Annotated in this window: 17 protein-coding genes; 13 read left to right on the forward strand and 4 right to left on the reverse strand. The window is 62.7% G+C overall.

The genetic code is table 11. The features are described from left to right. The 9 genes from VIE67_RS04525 to rimI all read left to right on the forward strand — a co-directional run. Positions 1 to 987: ATP-binding SpoIIE family protein phosphatase (locus tag VIE67_RS04525; RefSeq protein ID WP_332023697.1), on the forward strand; the 987-nt coding region annotated here is incomplete at its 5' end. Then, on the forward strand, positions 984 to 1316 hold the full coding sequence (locus VIE67_RS04530; protein WP_332023698.1) for an STAS domain-containing protein: 333 nt from the start codon (positions 984 to 986) through the stop codon (positions 1314 to 1316). The genes VIE67_RS04525 and VIE67_RS04530, both read left to right, overlap by 4 nt. Positions 1317 to 1446: 130 nt before the next feature. Further along, entirely contained in the window at positions 1447 to 2244 is a 798-nt protein-coding gene (locus VIE67_RS04535) for an MlaE family ABC transporter permease (RefSeq protein WP_332023700.1), read from the forward strand. Further along, positions 2241 to 3050, forward strand: coding sequence for an ABC transporter ATP-binding protein (locus tag VIE67_RS04540; RefSeq protein ID WP_332023702.1), 810 nt, complete (start codon positions 2241 to 2243; stop codon positions 3048 to 3050). The genes VIE67_RS04535 and VIE67_RS04540 overlap by 4 nt, the downstream gene beginning before the upstream one ends. Before the next feature lie 100 nt (positions 3051 to 3150). Beyond that, positions 3151 to 4095 carry a DegV family protein gene (locus VIE67_RS04545; RefSeq protein ID WP_332023704.1) on the forward strand — a complete coding sequence of 315 codons (945 nt, stop codon included), beginning with the start codon at positions 3151 to 3153 and terminating at the stop codon, positions 4093 to 4095. Between the two features lie 129 nt (positions 4096 to 4224). Beyond that, the gene (locus tag VIE67_RS04550; protein ID WP_332023706.1) at positions 4225 to 5151 is read left to right on the forward strand and encodes an MlaD family protein; all 927 of its coding nucleotides are present in this window, start codon (positions 4225 to 4227) and stop codon (positions 5149 to 5151) included. Further along, the gene (locus VIE67_RS04555) at positions 5148 to 5765 is read left to right on the forward strand and encodes an ABC-type transport auxiliary lipoprotein family protein (RefSeq protein WP_332023708.1); all 618 of its coding nucleotides are present in this window, start codon (positions 5148 to 5150) and stop codon (positions 5763 to 5765) included. The genes VIE67_RS04550 and VIE67_RS04555 overlap by 4 nt, the downstream gene beginning before the upstream one ends. Continuing rightward, positions 5758 to 6240 carry a hypothetical protein gene (locus VIE67_RS04560; protein WP_332023710.1) on the forward strand — a complete coding sequence of 161 codons (483 nt, stop codon included), beginning with the start codon at positions 5758 to 5760 and terminating at the stop codon, positions 6238 to 6240. Before VIE67_RS04555 ends, VIE67_RS04560 begins: the two co-directional genes overlap by 8 nt. A gap of 2 nt (positions 6241 to 6242) precedes the next feature. After that, on the forward strand, positions 6243 to 6719 hold the full coding sequence (gene rimI, locus VIE67_RS04565; RefSeq protein WP_332023712.1) for a ribosomal protein S18-alanine N-acetyltransferase: 477 nt from the start codon (positions 6243 to 6245) through the stop codon (positions 6717 to 6719). Between the two features lie 52 nt (positions 6720 to 6771). Here rimI and VIE67_RS04570 read toward each other — a convergent pair whose 3' ends face one another. The 3 genes from VIE67_RS04570 to VIE67_RS04580 form a co-directional block, all read right to left on the reverse strand. After that, on the reverse strand, positions 6772 to 9822 hold the full coding sequence (locus VIE67_RS04570) for a valine--tRNA ligase (RefSeq protein WP_332023714.1): 3051 nt from the start codon (positions 9820 to 9822) through the stop codon (positions 6772 to 6774). Positions 9823 to 9903: 81 nt separating this feature from the next. Then, entirely contained in the window at positions 9904 to 10326 is a 423-nt protein-coding gene (locus VIE67_RS04575; RefSeq protein WP_332023716.1) for a DNA polymerase III subunit chi, read from the reverse strand. A gap of 77 nt (positions 10327 to 10403) precedes the next feature. Next, entirely contained in the window at positions 10404 to 11903 is a 1500-nt protein-coding gene (locus VIE67_RS04580; RefSeq protein WP_332023718.1) for a leucyl aminopeptidase, read from the reverse strand. A gap of 169 nt (positions 11904 to 12072) precedes the next feature. Between VIE67_RS04580 and VIE67_RS04585 the strand changes: the two genes are divergently transcribed. Both VIE67_RS04585 and lptG read left to right on the forward strand, forming a co-directional pair. Further along, complete coding sequence (locus VIE67_RS04585) at positions 12073 to 13290, forward strand: LPS export ABC transporter permease LptF (RefSeq protein WP_332023720.1); 1218 nt, start codon at positions 12073 to 12075, stop codon at positions 13288 to 13290. Then, on the forward strand, positions 13287 to 14420 hold the full coding sequence (lptG, locus tag VIE67_RS04590) for an LPS export ABC transporter permease LptG (RefSeq protein ID WP_332023722.1): 1134 nt from the start codon (positions 13287 to 13289) through the stop codon (positions 14418 to 14420). Before VIE67_RS04585 ends, lptG begins: the two co-directional genes overlap by 4 nt. A 68-nt stretch (positions 14421 to 14488) precedes the next feature. Here the strand turns inward: lptG and VIE67_RS04595 are convergent, their stop codons facing one another. Then, on the reverse strand, positions 14489 to 15001 hold the full coding sequence (locus VIE67_RS04595) for an RDD family protein (protein WP_332023723.1): 513 nt from the start codon (positions 14999 to 15001) through the stop codon (positions 14489 to 14491). Positions 15002 to 15037: 36 nt separating this feature from the next. Here VIE67_RS04595 and xerD point away from each other — a divergent pair, with 36 nt between their 5' ends. After that, on the forward strand, positions 15038 to 16003 hold the full coding sequence (xerD, locus tag VIE67_RS04600; RefSeq protein WP_414707287.1) for a site-specific tyrosine recombinase XerD: 966 nt from the start codon (positions 15038 to 15040) through the stop codon (positions 16001 to 16003). 155 nt (positions 16004 to 16158) lie between these two features. Beyond that, positions 16159 to 16914: a DsbC family protein gene (locus tag VIE67_RS04605; protein ID WP_332023728.1), complete on the forward strand. Its 756-nt coding sequence runs from the start codon at positions 16159 to 16161 to the stop codon at positions 16912 to 16914. Positions 16915 to 17003: the final 89 nt, after the last annotated feature.

Genomic DNA, 17003 nt, shown 5'->3' on the forward strand with positions numbered 1-17003 from the left:
CTGATCGGCGACATTTCCGGCAAGGGACTCGACGCCGCCTTCCTGATGGTGCGCGTGGCGAGCCTGTTGCGCTGGGCCGGCAAGGAAGCGCCGGCGCCGGCGGTGTGGCTGTCCAGCGTCAATGCGGAATTGTGTAAAACGCTGCAAAATGGACGTTTCGTCTGTGCCGTGGTCGGTCAGTACGACCGACGTACGCGCGAGGTCGAATTCGCCAACGCGGGGTTTCCGCCCGCGCTGCTGCACGACGGCGTCGATTTCGAGGAAATCCATGCCGACGGGCCGCCACTCGGCATACTCGGCGAGGCGAGTTACGCGCAGCACCGCGTCGCGCTTGGCACGCGCGCGCTGTACTTTTTTTCCGACGGTGCCACCGATGTGCGCGACGCGCAGCGCAACACGCTCGGCGGCGACGGCCTGCGCGAGATCATTGCGCGCCATGCCGGCCTTGCGCCCGAGCCGCGCCTGCGCGCGCTGATCGGCGAGCTCAGAAAGTTGCGCCTGGTCGACGACACGACATTCTTGCTGTTGCAGGAGCCACGCGGCACGACCGCGCACACCCTGCTCGACCTGAAATTTCCTGCGCGCGCCGAGGAAATGCGCAAGGTGCGCGCCGCCCTGCGCAGCGCACTGGACGGCGAGGAAATCGCGCCGGGGCTGCGCGACCAGCTTGTGCTTGCGGTCGACGAAGCCTCCACCAATATCATCCGCCACGGCTATTCGAACTGCGAACCGGGAACCATTGCGCTGCGCTTGACCCGCGACCGCGATATGCTTGGCTTCGAGCTGCGCGACGAGGCGCCGGCGGTCGATCCCGCGCGGATCAAGCCGCGCGACCTGTCCGAGTGCCGCGCGGGGGGAATGGGCGTGGCGTTTATCGACAAATTGATGGACGCCTGGCACGTGCAGCCGCTGCCGGGCGGCAAGGGCAATGTCCTGATCATGCAGAAGCGGCTGGCGGCAAGAAGAAAAGGGGAGAGCGAGACGTGAACAACGAATGTGTCAGCGAAACGCTGGGCGATTACATCCTGGTGCGCCTGAAGGGCGAGGTGGATCTGTCCTGGTCGCAGCAGGTGCGTCTGGCGATCCTCGCCGCGCTGCGCAGCACGGGCAAGGTCGGCGTCGAGCTGTCCGAGGTCAGTTACATCGATTCCTCGGGCATCGCCGCCCTGGTCGAAGGGTTTCAGAATGCGCGCGGCAAGGGGCAGCAGTTCGGCCTCGTCGCGGTCAGCAAGGCGGTGATGGCGGTGTTGCAACTGGCGCGCCTCGATCGTGTGTTTCCGATTTTCCCGGATCTCGATGCGGCGCGATCGGCATGATCGAGAACAGAGCATTTCGCCGCGAAAGACGCAAAAGACGCGAAGAAGGAAAGAACAAGTATTTCATTCGCTGTCTTTGCGTCTTTTGCGTCTTTCGCGGCGAAAAATTTCTTGATTTGAGCTACCGCATTTGACCAATTTCACCCGCCCACTCGAAAACCTAGGCCGCGTCACGGTGCAGTCGCTCGCCGGCATCGGCCATGCGGGAATGCTGCTGCTGGAAAGCTGTTATTTCGTCGCCACCGGCTGGCGGCACGGGCAGCCGGTGCGCCTGCGCATGGTGTTCGCGCAGATGCGCCAGATTGGCGTCGACGCGCTGCCGATCGTCGCCCTGCTGGCGTTCGTGATCGGCGTGATGCTCGGCATCCAGTTTATTGCCGCGCTGAGCGAATTCGGTGCGCAGTCGCAGGTCGTCGTCGCCGTGGCAAAATCGGTGACGCGCGAATTCGCCGCGCTGATCACCGCGATCTTGGTCGCCGGTCGTTCCGGTTCCGCGCTCGCCGCGCGCATCGGCTCGATGAGCGTGTCTCAGGAGGTCGATGCGCTCGCGGTGATCGGCATCGATCCGGTGCGTTATCTCGCCGCGCCTGCGCTGATATCGATGCTGGTCATGCTGCCCGTGCTGACCGTGTTCGCCGATGCGGTCGCGATCAGCGGCGCCGCGCTGTACAGCTCGCCCGCGCTGAATATCTCGCCGAGCGCATACATATCGCAAACGCTGACCCTGCTCACGCCGGGCGATGTCGGGCAGGGTATTGCCAAGTCCCTCGTATTCGCCCTGCTGATTTCGCTGATCGGCATCAGCACCGGATTTTCCGTCAGCGGCGGCGCCGAGGGCGTCGGCCGCGCGACCACGCGCGCGGTGGTGTTGTCGATCTGCTACATCATCGTCGCGGACATGATTTTCAGCTTCTTCCTGAATCGATGAACGCCGCCGCGCCACTCATCGAAGTCGAGCAACTCGAAGCCTGGTACGGGCGGCGGCGGATTCTGCACGGCATCGATTTCAACGTGAACGCCGGCGAGATCCGCGTGATCATGGGCGGCTCGGGTTCGGGCAAAAGCACGCTGCTGCGGCATCTGCTGGGCCTGCATAAACCGCGCGACGGTACGGTCAAGATCCTCGGCGTCGATATCGCGAAGGCGAGCGAGAACGAGATGCTCGCGGTGCGCAAACAGATCGGTGTGTCGTTTCAGGGCGGCGCGCTGCTCACCTCGATGAGCGTCGGCGACAATGTCGCGCTGCCGTTGCACGAGCACACGCGGCTCGACGAAAACACGATCCGCATCATGAGCCGGCTCAAGCTTGAGGTGGTCAATCTCGGCGGCTTCCAGGACCTGATGCCGAGCCAGTTGTCCGGCGGCATGATCAAGCGCGCCGCGTTGGCGCGCGCAATCGTGATGGATCCCAAGCTGTTGTTCTTCGACGAGCCCTCGGCCGGACTCGATCCGGTAGTGTCCGCCGAACTCGACGAACTGATCCTGCGCCTGCGCGATGCCTTGCGCATGACGATCGTCGTCGTCACCCACGAACTGGAAAGCGCGTTCAAGATCGCCGACACGATCACCGTGCTCGACCAGGGCGAAATCCTGCTGACCGATACGGTCGCCAAAGTGAAGTGCGCGGACAACGAGCGCATCCAGGACCTGCTCAACCGGCGCCCGCGCGAAACGCCGGTCGACGCCGACGCGTATCTGCGCCGGCTGACCGAGGAAAGCGCGGCCGTGGGCTAGTGAGCGAGTGTATTATGTGACAAAGTCAACAAATGCGGCCCGCGTTTCGCGTGATTCTGTGCGGCGGCCGCATTGAAACGGCACAGGCACCGGGAGAAGTATGCGTTACGGCATTGTGGTGGATTCGTGCTGCGATCTACCGGCGTCGATCTATGCGCAGAACCGGATCGTGATCATGCCGATCCGCATTCGTATCGATGGCGAATGGTTCGACGACGATCGCGATCCTGCCATGCTCGCGCGTTTTTTCGCCGACAACCTCGGCGCGCACAGCCATGCCGCGGAGACCGAACCGCTTTCGGTCGACAAGGTGACCGATCTGTTCCTCAGCCGCCTCGTCATCGACTACGACTGCGTGTTCTGCCACACGATCACCACCTCGCGCAGCCCGATCTACGCCAACGCGCGCCAGGCCGGCTTCGCGATCCTGCAGAAGTACCAGCCGATCCGCAAGGCGGCTGGCGTTCCCGGTCCGTTCGTGATGCGTCTGGTCGACAGCCGCAATCTGTTCGCCGGCCAGGGCATCGGCGTACTCGAGGCGGTGCGCATGATCGGCGAAAACGCCACGGGCGGCGCGATCCGCGAGCGCCTGGAATTCATCGCCGAGCACACGTACGCCTACATGATTCCGCGCGATCTCTATTATCTGCGCGCACGTGCGCAGAAGAAGGGCGATCACAGCGTCGGCTGGATCGGCGCGACGCTCGGTAGCGCGCTCGACATCAAGCCGGTGCTGCAGGGCTTTCGCGGTGAAACCCGGCCGGTCGGCAAGGTGCGCGGATTCGATCAGGGCACGAGCAAGCTGTTCGCCTATGTGCAGGAGCGAGTGCAGGCCGGCCTGCTGACGCCGGCGCTGTGCGTAAGTTATGGCGGCAATCTGGCCGAGCTGGAAACCATGTGGGGATACACCGCGCTCAAGCACACCTGCGCGGAGCACGGGGTCAAGGTGTACGAAAGTCCGATGAGCATTACCGGCATGGTCAATGTCGGCGTCGGCTGCGTGGCGGTCGGTTTCGCCGCGCCGGAACACAAGTTGCCTTTCTGATGTGTTCCGCAGCATGCGCAGGGATTCGCGCCGCAGCACGCCGACGCCCGTGTATCATGCGTAGAGATCGCGGCCGATGATGTTGCGTCGTCGGCTCCGCGCCTGGGTGGGATTTGAGGAGAAGCGCGCGTGCAACGCGACAATGTGAATTACGTATTGGTCGGCGTGGTCGTGGCGGTGGCGTTCGTGCTGCTGCTCGCGGCACTGGTCGCAATCACCGGGCGCGGCGGCGCGAGCAGCGACTACGTTGTGCATTACCGCAACGTCACCGGTCTGCGTTACGGCGCGCCGGTATTCTACGAGGGCTATCGCGTCGGCCAGGTCGGCGCGATTGATCCCGAACGCGCGGTCACCGGCACGCGCTACAAGGTCACGCTCGGTGTACGCCGCGACTGGCCGATCCCAAAAGACAGCGTCGCGCGTCTGACCTCGACCGGGCTGCTGGCCGACGTCGCGATCGGCATCAGTGAAGGCGCGAGCAAGCAAGCCGCCGCGCCGGGCAGCGAGCTTGCCGGTATGGAAAACGCCGACCTTTTCACCTCGATGAACGATCTGGCCATCCAATTGGGCGACCTGACGCGCAACCAGATCGCGCCGCTGGTGAAGAACCTGTCGCAGCATGTCACCTCGATCGCCGAGGTGCTCGACAAGAGCACTCCCGAGCTTATCGACCAGTCGCGCGCGCTGCTGCAGCGGCTCAACACCGCCACCGAATCGGTCAACGATCTGCTCAAGCCACAGAATCGCGCGGCGATCGGCACGATCCTCGGCAACATCCGCGATCTCTCGCACGACCTGCGTGCGACCCAGGACCAGCTCAAGGACGCGTTGACCCAGATCGACAGCGTGGTACGCGAAAACCGGTCCGGTGTGCACGATTCGATCGACGACCTGCGCGGCATCATGTCTGCACTTTCCGGGCGCATCGATTCGATCACCCAGCACCTGGAAGTCGCCTCGCGCAATGTCGACGAGTTCGCGCGCGAAGTACGCATGAATCCCAACCGTTTGCTGCTCGCGCCCAAGGGCGACAAGGTCGAGGAAGAACCCAAATGATGCGACTGCGCTTTCTGGCTCTGGCCGCTGGTACGCTGTTGCTTGGCGCCTGCGCGCCGCCGAGCGTGCCCGACGTGACTTATTTCCGCCTACCCGCGGTTGCGCCGCTGGCGCGCGCGGCAAAACCGTTGTCCGTGCTGCCGATCGAGGTCGAGACGTTTCGCGCCGAAGGCCTGTACGCGGAGCAGGCGCTGATCTACGCGACCACGGCCGACGCCGGCGCCTTGCGCGCATACCACTATCAAATGTGGAGCGATCCGCCCTCGCGCGGTCTGCAGGAGCGCCTGACCAATCGCCTGCGCGACAGCGGTATCGCGCCGCTGGTGTCCGACCGCCTGCCCGCGAGCGTCGAGGCGTTGCGTGTGCGGGGCCGGATTCTGCGATATGAGCGCGTGCCGCAGGCGCAGGGCGTGATCGCGGCGGTCGCGTTCGAGATGCGCGTCGAGCAGGACACCGGCGAACCCCTGCTCGAGCAGACCTATGCAGCCGAACAAGTCGCCACGGGCGACACGATGGCCGCGACCGTGCAGGCGTTCGCTATTGCGGTCGATGCGGCATTCGCGAAATTCCAGACCGACCTGGTCGCTCTCGAAGGCGGCGCGCACGATGGTTGATGCGGAGCGCCTGCGCATGCTGATGGCGATGGGCGTCGATGTCTACGCGTTGCGTTCGCGCACGGCCACGAACGCTGCCGCGATGCAATCCGTGTCTGCGTCGGCGAACGCACCCGCTGAAGTCGCCACGCCGCCGCGCGTGGTCGTCGTCTGCGCGCAAGGCGTGCGTCGCGATGCGCGCCTCGCACGTCTGCTCGCGCAACTGCCGCAGGCCATCGGGGTCGACGCGGTCGATTGGCTCGATGCCGACGCGCATGGCACGCTGGCCATGCCGCCATCTGCGCCCGCATATCTCGTGCTCGGCGCGGCGATGGCGCGCGCGCTCGGTGTACAATTGTCCACAATGCAGCAAAATTCCTCCACCATCGCGGTTACCGCCGACCCCGCGCAGCTGCCCGGCAGCGCAGCGGACAAGCGCGCGCTGTGGCAGGCACTCAAGCCGCTGGCAAAGCGGCTGCGTGGGCTGGCAGGTTAAACATGGTCGCGATTCTCAGCGAGCCGCGCCTGGAACTGCATGCGATGCAGGTGGGCGATCTCGACGGGGTCAGCGCGTTCGAAACCGCCGCCTACGAATTCCCGTGGACGCACGGCATCTTTCGCGACTGCCTGCGCGCGGGCTACGAATGCTGGGTACTGCGGCGCGGCGACGAACTCGTCGGTTACAGCGTGCTTTCGGTCGCCGCCGGCGAGGCGCATCTGCTCAACGCCTGCATCGCGCCGACGCACCAGGGCCGCGGCTACGGCCGGCATCTGGTGCGGCGCATGATCGAAATCGCACGCTGGCATCGCGTGCAGCGCATTTTTCTCGAGGTGCGACCGTCGAATGCGATCGCGGTCGGGCTCTACCAGCGGCTGGGCTTCAACGAAATCGCCACGCGCCCGAACTATTACCCGGCGCGCCACGGCCGTGAGGACGCGATCGTGATGGCGATGGAACTGCTGCCGCCCGAATAGATTCTTCGGGCGGGAAGCTTATATTCAGATCAAATGGATAACTACTTTTGTATCAGGGTGGCGGCTCATTCCGTAGTTTTTGCAGTTCCAGTTTGATTCGAGTTAGTTCTATCGAGAAACGATTGATACGCTCTCTTTCCTGGTAGACGACTGCGGGTGGAGCATTTGCGGTGAAATTTGCGTTCGCGAGTTTCGTCTCAGCCCGCAAAACTTCACTTTCAAGACGTTTAAACTCTTTATCGAGACGAGCGATCTCGGCTTGGCGGTCGACGAGGCCATCGAGTGGAATCCGTATTGCCAATTCACCGAGCGTGACAAGTGCGCAGAACCTTGGGGGGGCCTCGCCCACATACAGGAAGCGGATGGCGTTCGCCTTGGCTAGGGAGCGGATGGCCTCATCGAATTTATGCACAAGCGCAATGTCATTAGGGGCCCCATCGTCGAAGATCACTTCAATTGACACGGATGGTGCGATGTTGTTTTCGCTGCGCATGCGGCGGATCTGGCTCAGCACCGCACGCAGCCATTCGATAGCTGCGCTCGCAGCGGTGTCGTCCGCGGGTAGTTCGTCGGCGCGCGGCCACATGCGCTGCGCAATGCTGGTTTCCTTCAAACCGAGCAGCGGCGCGACCGATTGCCAGATTTCCTCGGTGATAAATGGCGTGATCGGATGCAGCGCGCGCAGTGTCGCTTCTAAGACATGCACCAACGTATACCGGACAGATATCAGTTTCTCGATATTTGTGCTGCTGCCGGTCTCTCCCGATAGATCGGCTGCTACCTTGGGGTTGACGTAAGGTTTGGCGAGTTCCAGAAACCAGTCGCAATATTCATTCCAGACGAATTCGTATATCACCTGAGCGAGCAGGTCGAAACGATAGTTGGCGAAATGTTCGTCGATCCGCGTCAGCGTATTTCTCAAGCGCCCAATGATCCATTGTTCTTCCGGCGTAGCTGGCCAAGATGTGGGTCGATCAAGAACCGCACTGGGCTCGATCAAATCGCCGCGAGCCTTTGCATGCTCTGGCGAGGGCACTTCCGCTTGCCAGGTCAGCACGAACCGCGCCGCGTTCCATAGCTTGTTGCAGAAATGCCGGTAGCCTTCAGCGCGCTTCAAGTCGAAATTGATCGTGCGCCCATAGGTCGCCAGTGCCGCGAAGGTGAAACGCAGCGCATCGGTGCCGACCGCGGCGATGCCCTCGGGATAATCCTTGCGGATGCGCTTCTCGACCTTCTCGCGCACCTGCGGGATCAAAAGTGCAGAAGTGGATTTTTTCACCAGCGCATCGAGCTCGATACCGTCGATCAGATCGAGCGGGTCGATCGTGTTGCCCTTCGACTTCGACATCTTCTGGCCTTCGGCGTCGCGCACGATCGCGTTGATGTAAACCTCGCGAAACGGCACCCTGCCGGTGAAATACTGCGTCGCCATCACCATGCGCGCGACCCAGAAGAAGATGATGTCGAAACCGGTGACCAGCACGGCGCTGGGCAGAAACACCTGATCCTGCTTCCAGTCGGCAACGATCTTGCCGTTCTCTTTTACCGGGCCGTTTGCCGGCCAGCCAAGCGTCGAGAAAGGCCACAGCGCCGACGAGAACCAGGTGTCGAGCACATCGTCGTCCTGGCGCAACGCGCCCACGAGTGGGGCAGTCGCATGCGCGCGCGCGTCGGCCTCGTCCTGGCCGACGAAGATGTTGCCGGCTTCGTCGTACCACGCCGGAATACGATGGCCCCACCACAGCTGACGGCTCACGCACCAATCCTGGATATTGTCCAGCCACTGCGTGTAGGTCGTGCTCCAGTTGTCGGGCACGAACTTGATCGCACCGTCGCGCACCGCGTTCAACGCGGGCTCGGTGATCGCCTTCCTGCCACCTAGGCCGGGTTTGCCGTCGACGCGCGTGTTCGACGTCAGATCGAGGAACCATTGATCGGTCAGCATCGGTTCGATGATGGCGTCGCTGCGCTGGCTGATCGGCACCTGCCGTTTATGCTTCTTCGTCTCTACGAGCAGGCCCTGCTCCTCAAGCTTGGCGACGATCCGCTTTCGAGCAACAAACCGATCTAAGCCTCGATATTCCTCGGGGATGGCATTCAGGGCATTTGCAGCTTCGATGCCCGCCTCAAATGCTTGAATATCAGTCTTGCTCAGGCCCGACTGAGCATGGGTTTTCGCATCACCTTCACCGCCGAGAATTTTTCCATCCAACGTGAAGATGTTGATCGGTGTCAGCTTGTGTCGCGCGCCGATCTGCCAGTCGTTGAAATCGTGTGCTGGCGTGATCTTCACAGCGCCGGTGCCAAATTCGCGGTCGACATAGTCGTCGGCGATCACCGGAATCTCGCGATTGCTTAAGGGCAAGGTCACGGTCTTGCCGATCAGTGCCTGATAGCGCTCGTCGTCCGGATGCACGGCCACGGCGACATCGCCGAGCATCGTCTCCGGGCGCGTTGTCGCGACGACCACGTGATCCGGTTCGCCGGGCTGCGGATCAATCACGTTATAGCGAATCGACCAAAGGCTTCCGTCCTTCTCCTCGCTGTTTACTTCAAGGTCGGACACCGCCGTCATCAGCAGCGGATCCCAGTTCACCAGGCGCCGGCCGCGGTATAGAAGTCCATCTCTATACCATTGCACAAATACGCGGCGCACCGCGGCGGACAGACCTTCGTCCATTGTGAAGCGCTCGCGCGACCAGTCGACCGAGGCGCCGAGGCGGCGCATCTGATGCGTGATCGTCGAACCCGACTCGGCTTTCCATTCCCACACGCGCTCGATGAATTTCTCGCGGCCCAGGTCGTGGCGCGTCTTGCCTTGCGCGGCGAGCTGGTTTTCGACGATCTTCTGCGTCGCGATGCCGGCATGGTCGGCACCACCTTGCCAGAGGGTACGAAAACCACGCATGCGGTGATAGCGGCTCAGCGCATCCATGATCGTCATCTGGAACGCATGACCCATATGCAGCGTGCCCGTAACGTTCGGCGGTGGCAGCAGAATGCAGTACGGTTCGCCGTTGCCGGCGGGCTTGAAATCGCCCGCAGCTTCCCACGCGGCGTACCACTTCGATTCAATCAGGGCGGGTTCGTAGCTTTTTTCCATTTGTATACTTCATCAGATGACAACTACAGCTCTTATGGGTGTAGATCATTCCAGCCTTCGCGGAACGACGAGCACTAAGGCTTACATATCGAACTTGTTCACTTCGAATCCCACAGCCTTGTAGGTCTTCCAACGCTCGCGCGAGCCGAGCCGCTGTCCCTCATCAGCCGGCACGACTTCGAGCACGCGCTCGAACAAGCCCGGCGCGCATTCGTCGCGCAGATTGATCACCAGTATGCGATCGGCAGTCTGCGCATCCGGCGGCACGATCAGAATCGGCGTGATCGCATCGTCCTCGTCGCCGGCAATCTGATGCGGGATAAACGCATCCGCGTCGAATTCCCAGAGTTTCTCGTCGAGCTGATCGGCCTGATCCACCGAGCGCACGAGGATCAGGGTCGGCTTGCCGCCGTCGAAGGCGCGTTTGGCGAGCTCGCACACGAGCAACAGGGGATCGTTGCGGAAGCGTGGTTTGTCGATCAGGTAGAAATCGGCGCGGGGCATGAGAGCGTTAGTGGTGAGTAGTAAGTAGCAAGGATGGGAAACGGTGCTTTTTCCGCGGGCCGCTCACCATCCGGCATTCACGCAACCCGATCCAGCAAATACTGCACCAGCATCGGCACCGGTCGACCCGTTGCCGAGCCCTTGCGCCCTTCTTCCCAGGCTGTACCGGCGATATCCAGATGCGCCCAGCGGAAACCTTCGGTGAAGCGCGCGAGGAAACAGCCGGCGGTGATAGCGCCGGCGTACTTGCCGCCGATATTGGCGATATCGGCATAGCCGGTTTCGAGCTGGCTCTGGTAGTCGTCCCACAATGGCAGGCGCCAGGCGCGATCGAGCGTCGCCTCGCCGGCGGCGATGAGCTCATGGGCGAGCGTATCGTCGTGGCTCATCAGACCGGTCGCGTGCTTGCCGAGTGCTACGACGCAGGCGCCGGTCAGGGTCGCAGCATCGATGATCACCTGCGGTTTATACTTTTGCACATAAGTCAGCGCATCGCAGAGAATCAATCGCCCTTCGGCGTCGGTATTGAGCACTTCGACCGTCTGTCCGGACATCGTCGTGACCACATCGCTGGGTCGCTGCGCGTTGCTGCCCGGCATGTTCTCGACTGCCGGCACGACGCAGACCAGATTGAGCTTGAGCCGCAATTTGGCCGTGGTGAGGAATGCGCCGAGCACGCCGGCCGCACCGCACATGTCGAATTTCATTTCCTCCATGCCCGCGCTGGGCTTGATCGAGATGCCGCCGCTGTCGAAAGTCACGCCCTTGCCGACCAGCGCGTAGGGCTTGTCGCTTTCGCCCGCACCCCGCCACTGCAGCACGATCAGGCGCGGCTTGTTCGCCGAACCCTGGGCGACGCCGAGCAGGGCACCCATGCCGAGCTTGCGCATGTCGTCCTCGTCGAGCACTTCACAGCTAACGCCGGCGTGGTCCAGGGCGATCTTCTGCGCCTCGTCGGCCAGATAGGCTGGTGTGCAGATATTTGGCGGCAGATTGCCGAGTTCGCGCGCGTAGCGCACGCCATCGGCGATTGCCGAAGCTTGGCGCAGAACGGCAGCGTCGGTGTCCGCCGCTGCGGCGAATGCGATCGCGCCGAATTCCGGCGTCTTGGGCTTTGTTGACGACGTGTCGCGCGGCTTGAACGTTGCGCTGTATTTGTATACCTGCGCATCGGAGGCGAGTGCCGCGCTGCGCAACTTCCAGACGCTGTCCCTGCCCGGTACGTCGAGTTCGCTCAGATACGACGTGGCGTGGTCGATCGGCAGACCCTTGAGCGCGCGCGCGGCATCGCCATTCGCGCGCGCGAATCGCGCGGCGTCGAATTTCTTCGTTTCGCCCAAGCCGACCACGAGCACGCGCGCCGCAACGATGTTGGGCAAGGCGAACAGCAACTGTGTCGCGCCGAGCTTGCCGTTCAAATCGCCGGATTCGATCAGGCGCTTGAGCGCGCCGCCGCTGGCTGTGTCGATGCGCGTTGCCGCGCCGCTCAAGGTTCGCTCGTCGAACAGGCCGACCACAACGCAGGGCGCCGTGCTGATTTCGGGGAGTTGCTGGCTCAAACTGAATTGAAGTGTCATTTCGCTACCGTGGACTTGCTATCCGTCTTGAAAAAAAGGAGGTCGCCGTGCCGGGCGAACGAGGCGATAACCCGACTCAGCTACAATTAAGGCCCTTTGAACCTCATCCAGTGTGCAATCGCGGGCTATACGCACCGCAAAGCGCACGAGCCTTCTAGTTTACCGCATCATGCCGTTACCCACGCTGCGCATCATCGATCGCTACCTCGCGCGCGAACTCCTGGTGAGTTTCGTGGCGGCGACGGCGATCCTGTTGCTGGTCACGGTCGGCGGCAATGTTGCCGACCTGCTCAACAAGATCGCGCACGGCAAGATTCCGGCGGAATTGCTGTTCGCCCTGATCGGCTTGCACACCGTGGAAGCGCTGACCGTGCTCGCGCCGCTGGCGGTGTTCATCGGCGTGCAGCTCGCCTACGGACGTCTCTATCGCGAGAGCGAGATGGCGGTTTTCGCCGCCTCGGGTCTGCCGGTGACCGGCTTGCTGCGTCCGCTGATGCTGCTTGCCGTGCCCTTGATGATCGTGATGGCACTGATCTCGTTCTGGTGGGCGCCGGCATCGGAACGCTTGTCGCAGAGCCTGGTGCTGGAAGCCAATCGTTCGCTGATCATCGCCGGACTGGAGCCCGGCCGTTTCGTCGAGCTGCCGAACAACGACGGCGTGATGTACGTCGAGTCGATGAACGAGGACGGCACGAAGTTCAAGAAAATGTTCGTGGCCAGCGAACGCACAGACGCAGCGGACAAGACGGCGCCCACCAAAGCGACAGCAGCGAAGAAGGCACTTGATAATGGCCCGGGCGACAAGTCCGTCGCCGACAACGCTGTGCGCATCAATGTGATCACCGCGGCCGACGGCGAGCTGTATCACGATGTGAACGGTTCGGAACGCTATCTCGGCCTCAACAACGGCTTTCGCGTCGAAGGCACGATCGGCGAGGACAACTATCGCCTGCTGCGCTACGAACGCAACGACGTCAAGCTGACCGATTCGGATGCGGACAGCAGCAGCGATTCGGCCAAGATCGCCGCGCCGACGCTGGATCTGCTGCGCAGCGACGATCCGGTGCAGCGCGCCGAACTGCATTGGCGGCTGGCCGCGCCGTTGTCGATGCTGGTGCTCGTCCTGCTCGCACTGCCGCTGTCGAAATCGAGTCCGCGCCAGCCGCGCTACGCCGGATTGCTGATTGCGCTGTTGTCCTGGTCGATCTATTTCAGTGCGCTGTCGTTCGGGCGCAACTGGATCAAGATGGGCAAGTTGAGCAACCTTGCCGGCCTGTGGTGGATCTACATTCCCACCTTGCTGATCGCCGCGTATCTGCTGTGGAGCGGCCAGCAATTGCCCAAACCCAAACGTGCGGCGACGCTGGCGCGCGCGGGCAGCGCATGACTGCCGCGCGCGCTCTAAGCTGGGTTTCGCCGGCGAATTTTTACTTCAAGAAGGTCGACAAGCTGGTCGCGTTGTCGGTGATCGGTTCGGTGCTGCTGGCCTGGGGCTTCCTCGTCGCTTTCGATGCGCTGTACCAGTTCGTGCAGGAGATCAACGACGTCGGCAACGGCGACTACACCTTGAGCAAGGCGGTGACCTACATTCTGCTCACCGTGCCGCGCCGCGCCTATCAGCTGTTCGTCTACGGCGGCCTGATTGGCGGCCTGATGGGCATGGGCATGCTGGCTGCGAGCGGCGAACTGACCGCATTGCGCGCGGCCGGATTGTCGAAGCTGCGTATTTGCGCCTCGGTGGTGTTCGCGCTGACCGTGATCACCGCTCTGGTCGCCGTGATGGGCGAAGTCATCGCCCCACGCGCCGAACAGAAAGCCGAAGCGCTGCAGCTTTCGGCGAAGAACCACGATGTCACCATCGGCAAGGGCGGCACGCTGTGGGCACGCGATGGCGAGGCGGTGATCAACGCCAAGCACAGCCGCACACACAGCACGAAGAACGGGCCGACCGTCGAGCTGTTCGACGTGCGCGTGTTCGAGTTCACCCCGATGGGTCAATTGCTCGCGCTGTCGATCGCGAAAACCGCGACGCACGTGAACGGCGAATGGACCATGCGTGACGTGCGTCGCACCGAGTTCGAGGGTCGCTCAGCGCGCAGCACGCTGACGGCGCAGACCCAGTGGAAATCCGGGCTCGATCCGAATGTGCTGGTGGTGTCGATGATCCATCCGGAATATCTGTCGATGAACGACCTGCAACGCAACATCGACTACATGCGGCGCAACCGCCAGGATGCGACGAGTTACCAGCTCGCCTACTGGGGGCGGATTTTCTATCCGCTCAACGTGCTCGTGCTCGCGTTCTGCGCGGTGCCGTTCGCGTTCGGTTCACTGCGCACGGGTGGCTTGGGCAAGCGTCTGTTCATGGGCATGGTGCTGGCGATCACCTACTACTTCTTCCAGAAGTCCGTGGTCAACATGGGCGCGGTATACAATTTCAATCTGGCCGTGGTGAATGCCTTGCCTTCGTTGTTGCTCGCGCTGGCGGCGTTCATTTATTTCAGACGAAATGCGTGAGAGCAGGGCTGAGGGCTGAGGGCCCATGGCTGAAGATCAAGAGCCACGGTTGCACTGCTTTTCAGCCCTCAGCCCTGCTCTTCAAGGCCCTCAGCCCGCTGTTTCTCCATCCGCACCAGCAACGTCCCCGCAGCGATGTCGTGCCAGCCACGGCGGTCGCTATCGATCAGACACCAGAGAAATCCAAGGCCGCCCGCCGCGAGCGCGACCAGTGCGGCGACGAAACGCAGCAGGGCGCGCGACGGGGTGACGGGCGTGCCATCTGCGGCGACGACGCGCAGCCGCCAAGCGCGCATGCCGACGGTCTGGCCGCCACGCAGCCAGGAAGCGATGAAATACAGCGCGGTCAGCGCAAGTACGCATCCCTGCATCAGCAGTTTGTCGCCAAGGCTACGTACATCGAGCTCGCCGCCGGTGACCAGCAGCGCGATCACCGCTGCGACAAACCACAGCGCGAGCAGTGGCAGCAGATCGTAGACCGCGGCGATCAGACGCAGGCCGAAGTGGGCCGGCGTGGCGGATTCTTTTGGGTCTTGCGCCGGCGCGGAAAATTGCGAAGACGAGTCTGGTGTCTGTGGCATGGTGGCGTGACGCTGCGCGCCAAACTGGCTTAGGCTGTGCGCGAGAGTTCAGGAAGGGCGATGAAGAAAGCCGGCAGAAGGATACCCGATGCGCGCGACGCGGTGCGTGCGGATGAGCGCGCGCTGATCGAGGGCTTCCTCGAACGTGCTTGGTCGGAAAGTGGGCTCGCGGAAAATTCGCTGGCCGGCTACCGGCGCGATCTGGAAGGCCTCGCGCGCTGGAGCGCGCGCGCGGGTACCTCGCTTGCGCACTGCACGCGCGCGCAGCTGCACGATTATCTGGCCGAACGGCATGGCGCAGGCTACAGCGCACGCAGCAACGCGCGCCTGCTGTCTACCTTGCGCCATTTCTATCGCATGCAGCAGCAACTCGGCGTGGTCGCGGCCGACCCGACGTTGCTGCTCGACACGCCCAAGCTGCCGCGTACGCTGCCGAAGGCCTTGAGCGAGGCACAAGTCGAGGCGTTGATCCACGCGCCGGATGTCGAAACGACGCTGGGTCTGCGCGACCGCGCGATGTTCGAGCTCCTTTACGCGACCGGTCTGCGCGTGAGCGAACTGGTCGGTCTGCGCGCCGATCAGGTCAATCTGCGCCAAGGCGTGCTGCGTGTGCTGGGCAAGGGCAGCAAGGAGCGCCTGGTACCGCTCGGCGAGGAAGCGCAGGACTGGATCGAACGCTATTACCGTGACGCGCGGCCGCTGCTGCTCGATGGCCGGGTCGTCGAGGCGGTATTTGTCACCGCGCGCAAGGCGGCGATGACGCGGCAGATGTTCTGGACGATGGTCAAGCGCCATGCGGCGAAGGCCGGTATCGACGCCAGACGTATTTCGCCGCATGTGCTGCGGCATTGCTTCGCCACGCATCTGCTCAATCATGGCGCCGATCTGCGCGCCCTGCAGATGCTGCTCGGCCACAGTTCGCTTTCGACCACGCAGATTTACACCCTGGTCGCGCGGGAAGCCCTGAAACGTCTGCATCAGCGGCATCATCCAAGAGCCTGAACGGTGCGCCGGAGCATTTCCGCGCCGCGCACATGCATGAGACAATGCAAGCAACCAGGCCTCAGCCCGGTCTGCACAGAGGTTGCGAACTGTTTTCCCGATTCGCTGTCCCAAGCAACGCTCTGCGCCCAACACCATCTCAACCGGAAACCGCCATGTTCAAATTCCTCCTTGCCGCTGCTGTCCTGACTCTTGGCGCCGCGGCCGCGCATGCCGACGATAGCGAAAAAGCCGTCCGCGACGCGTTGCACGCGGTAGTGCCCTCGGCGACGCCCGATAGCGTGCAAAAATCCGAACTGCCCGGTTTTTATGAGATCGTGATCAAGGGCCAGGTGTTTTTCATCAGCAACGACGGTAAATACCTCGTGCAGGGCGATGTCTACAACATCCCGGAAAAGACCAGCATCACCAGTCATGCGCAGGCTTCGTTCCGTCGCGAGTTTTTGAAAAAATTCCCGCGCGACAAGCTTCTGGTGTTTGCACCGCCCAAGCCCAAGCACACGGTGACCGTGTTCACCGATGTCGACTGCCCGTATTGTCGTCAGTTCCACAAACAGATTAACGCTTTCAACCAGGCCGGTATCGCCGTGCAGTACGTTCTGTTCCCGCTTTCGATCCATCCGGGCGCGGACAAGAAGGCGGTCGCGGTTTGGTGCTCGGCGGATCGCAATGCTGCGTACACCGCGGCGATGAACGGCCAGGATCCGGGCAAGCAGACCTGCAATAACCCGGTCGCGGAAACCACGGCGTTCGGACTCAAGCTCGGAATCAACGCCACGCCGACCATACTTTCCGAGAACGGCACGCAGGTGAACGGCAATTACGCGTCGGATCCGAAGCTGCTCTTGGCCGAACTGGACAAGATCGAAGGCACGGTCACGACCGCGAAGACGCCTGTCGCGGCGAAGTAAGCGCGGCGGTTGATTGGCGGTCGGCGCGGCGCGGCGGAATTTCTCGCCGTTGGCCGGCGCATCGGGGTAAAATAACGCCCCGTCCGAAT

Source organism: Rudaea sp. (assembly GCF_036560865.1).
GTDB lineage: Bacteria > Pseudomonadota > Gammaproteobacteria > Xanthomonadales > Rhodanobacteraceae > Rudaea.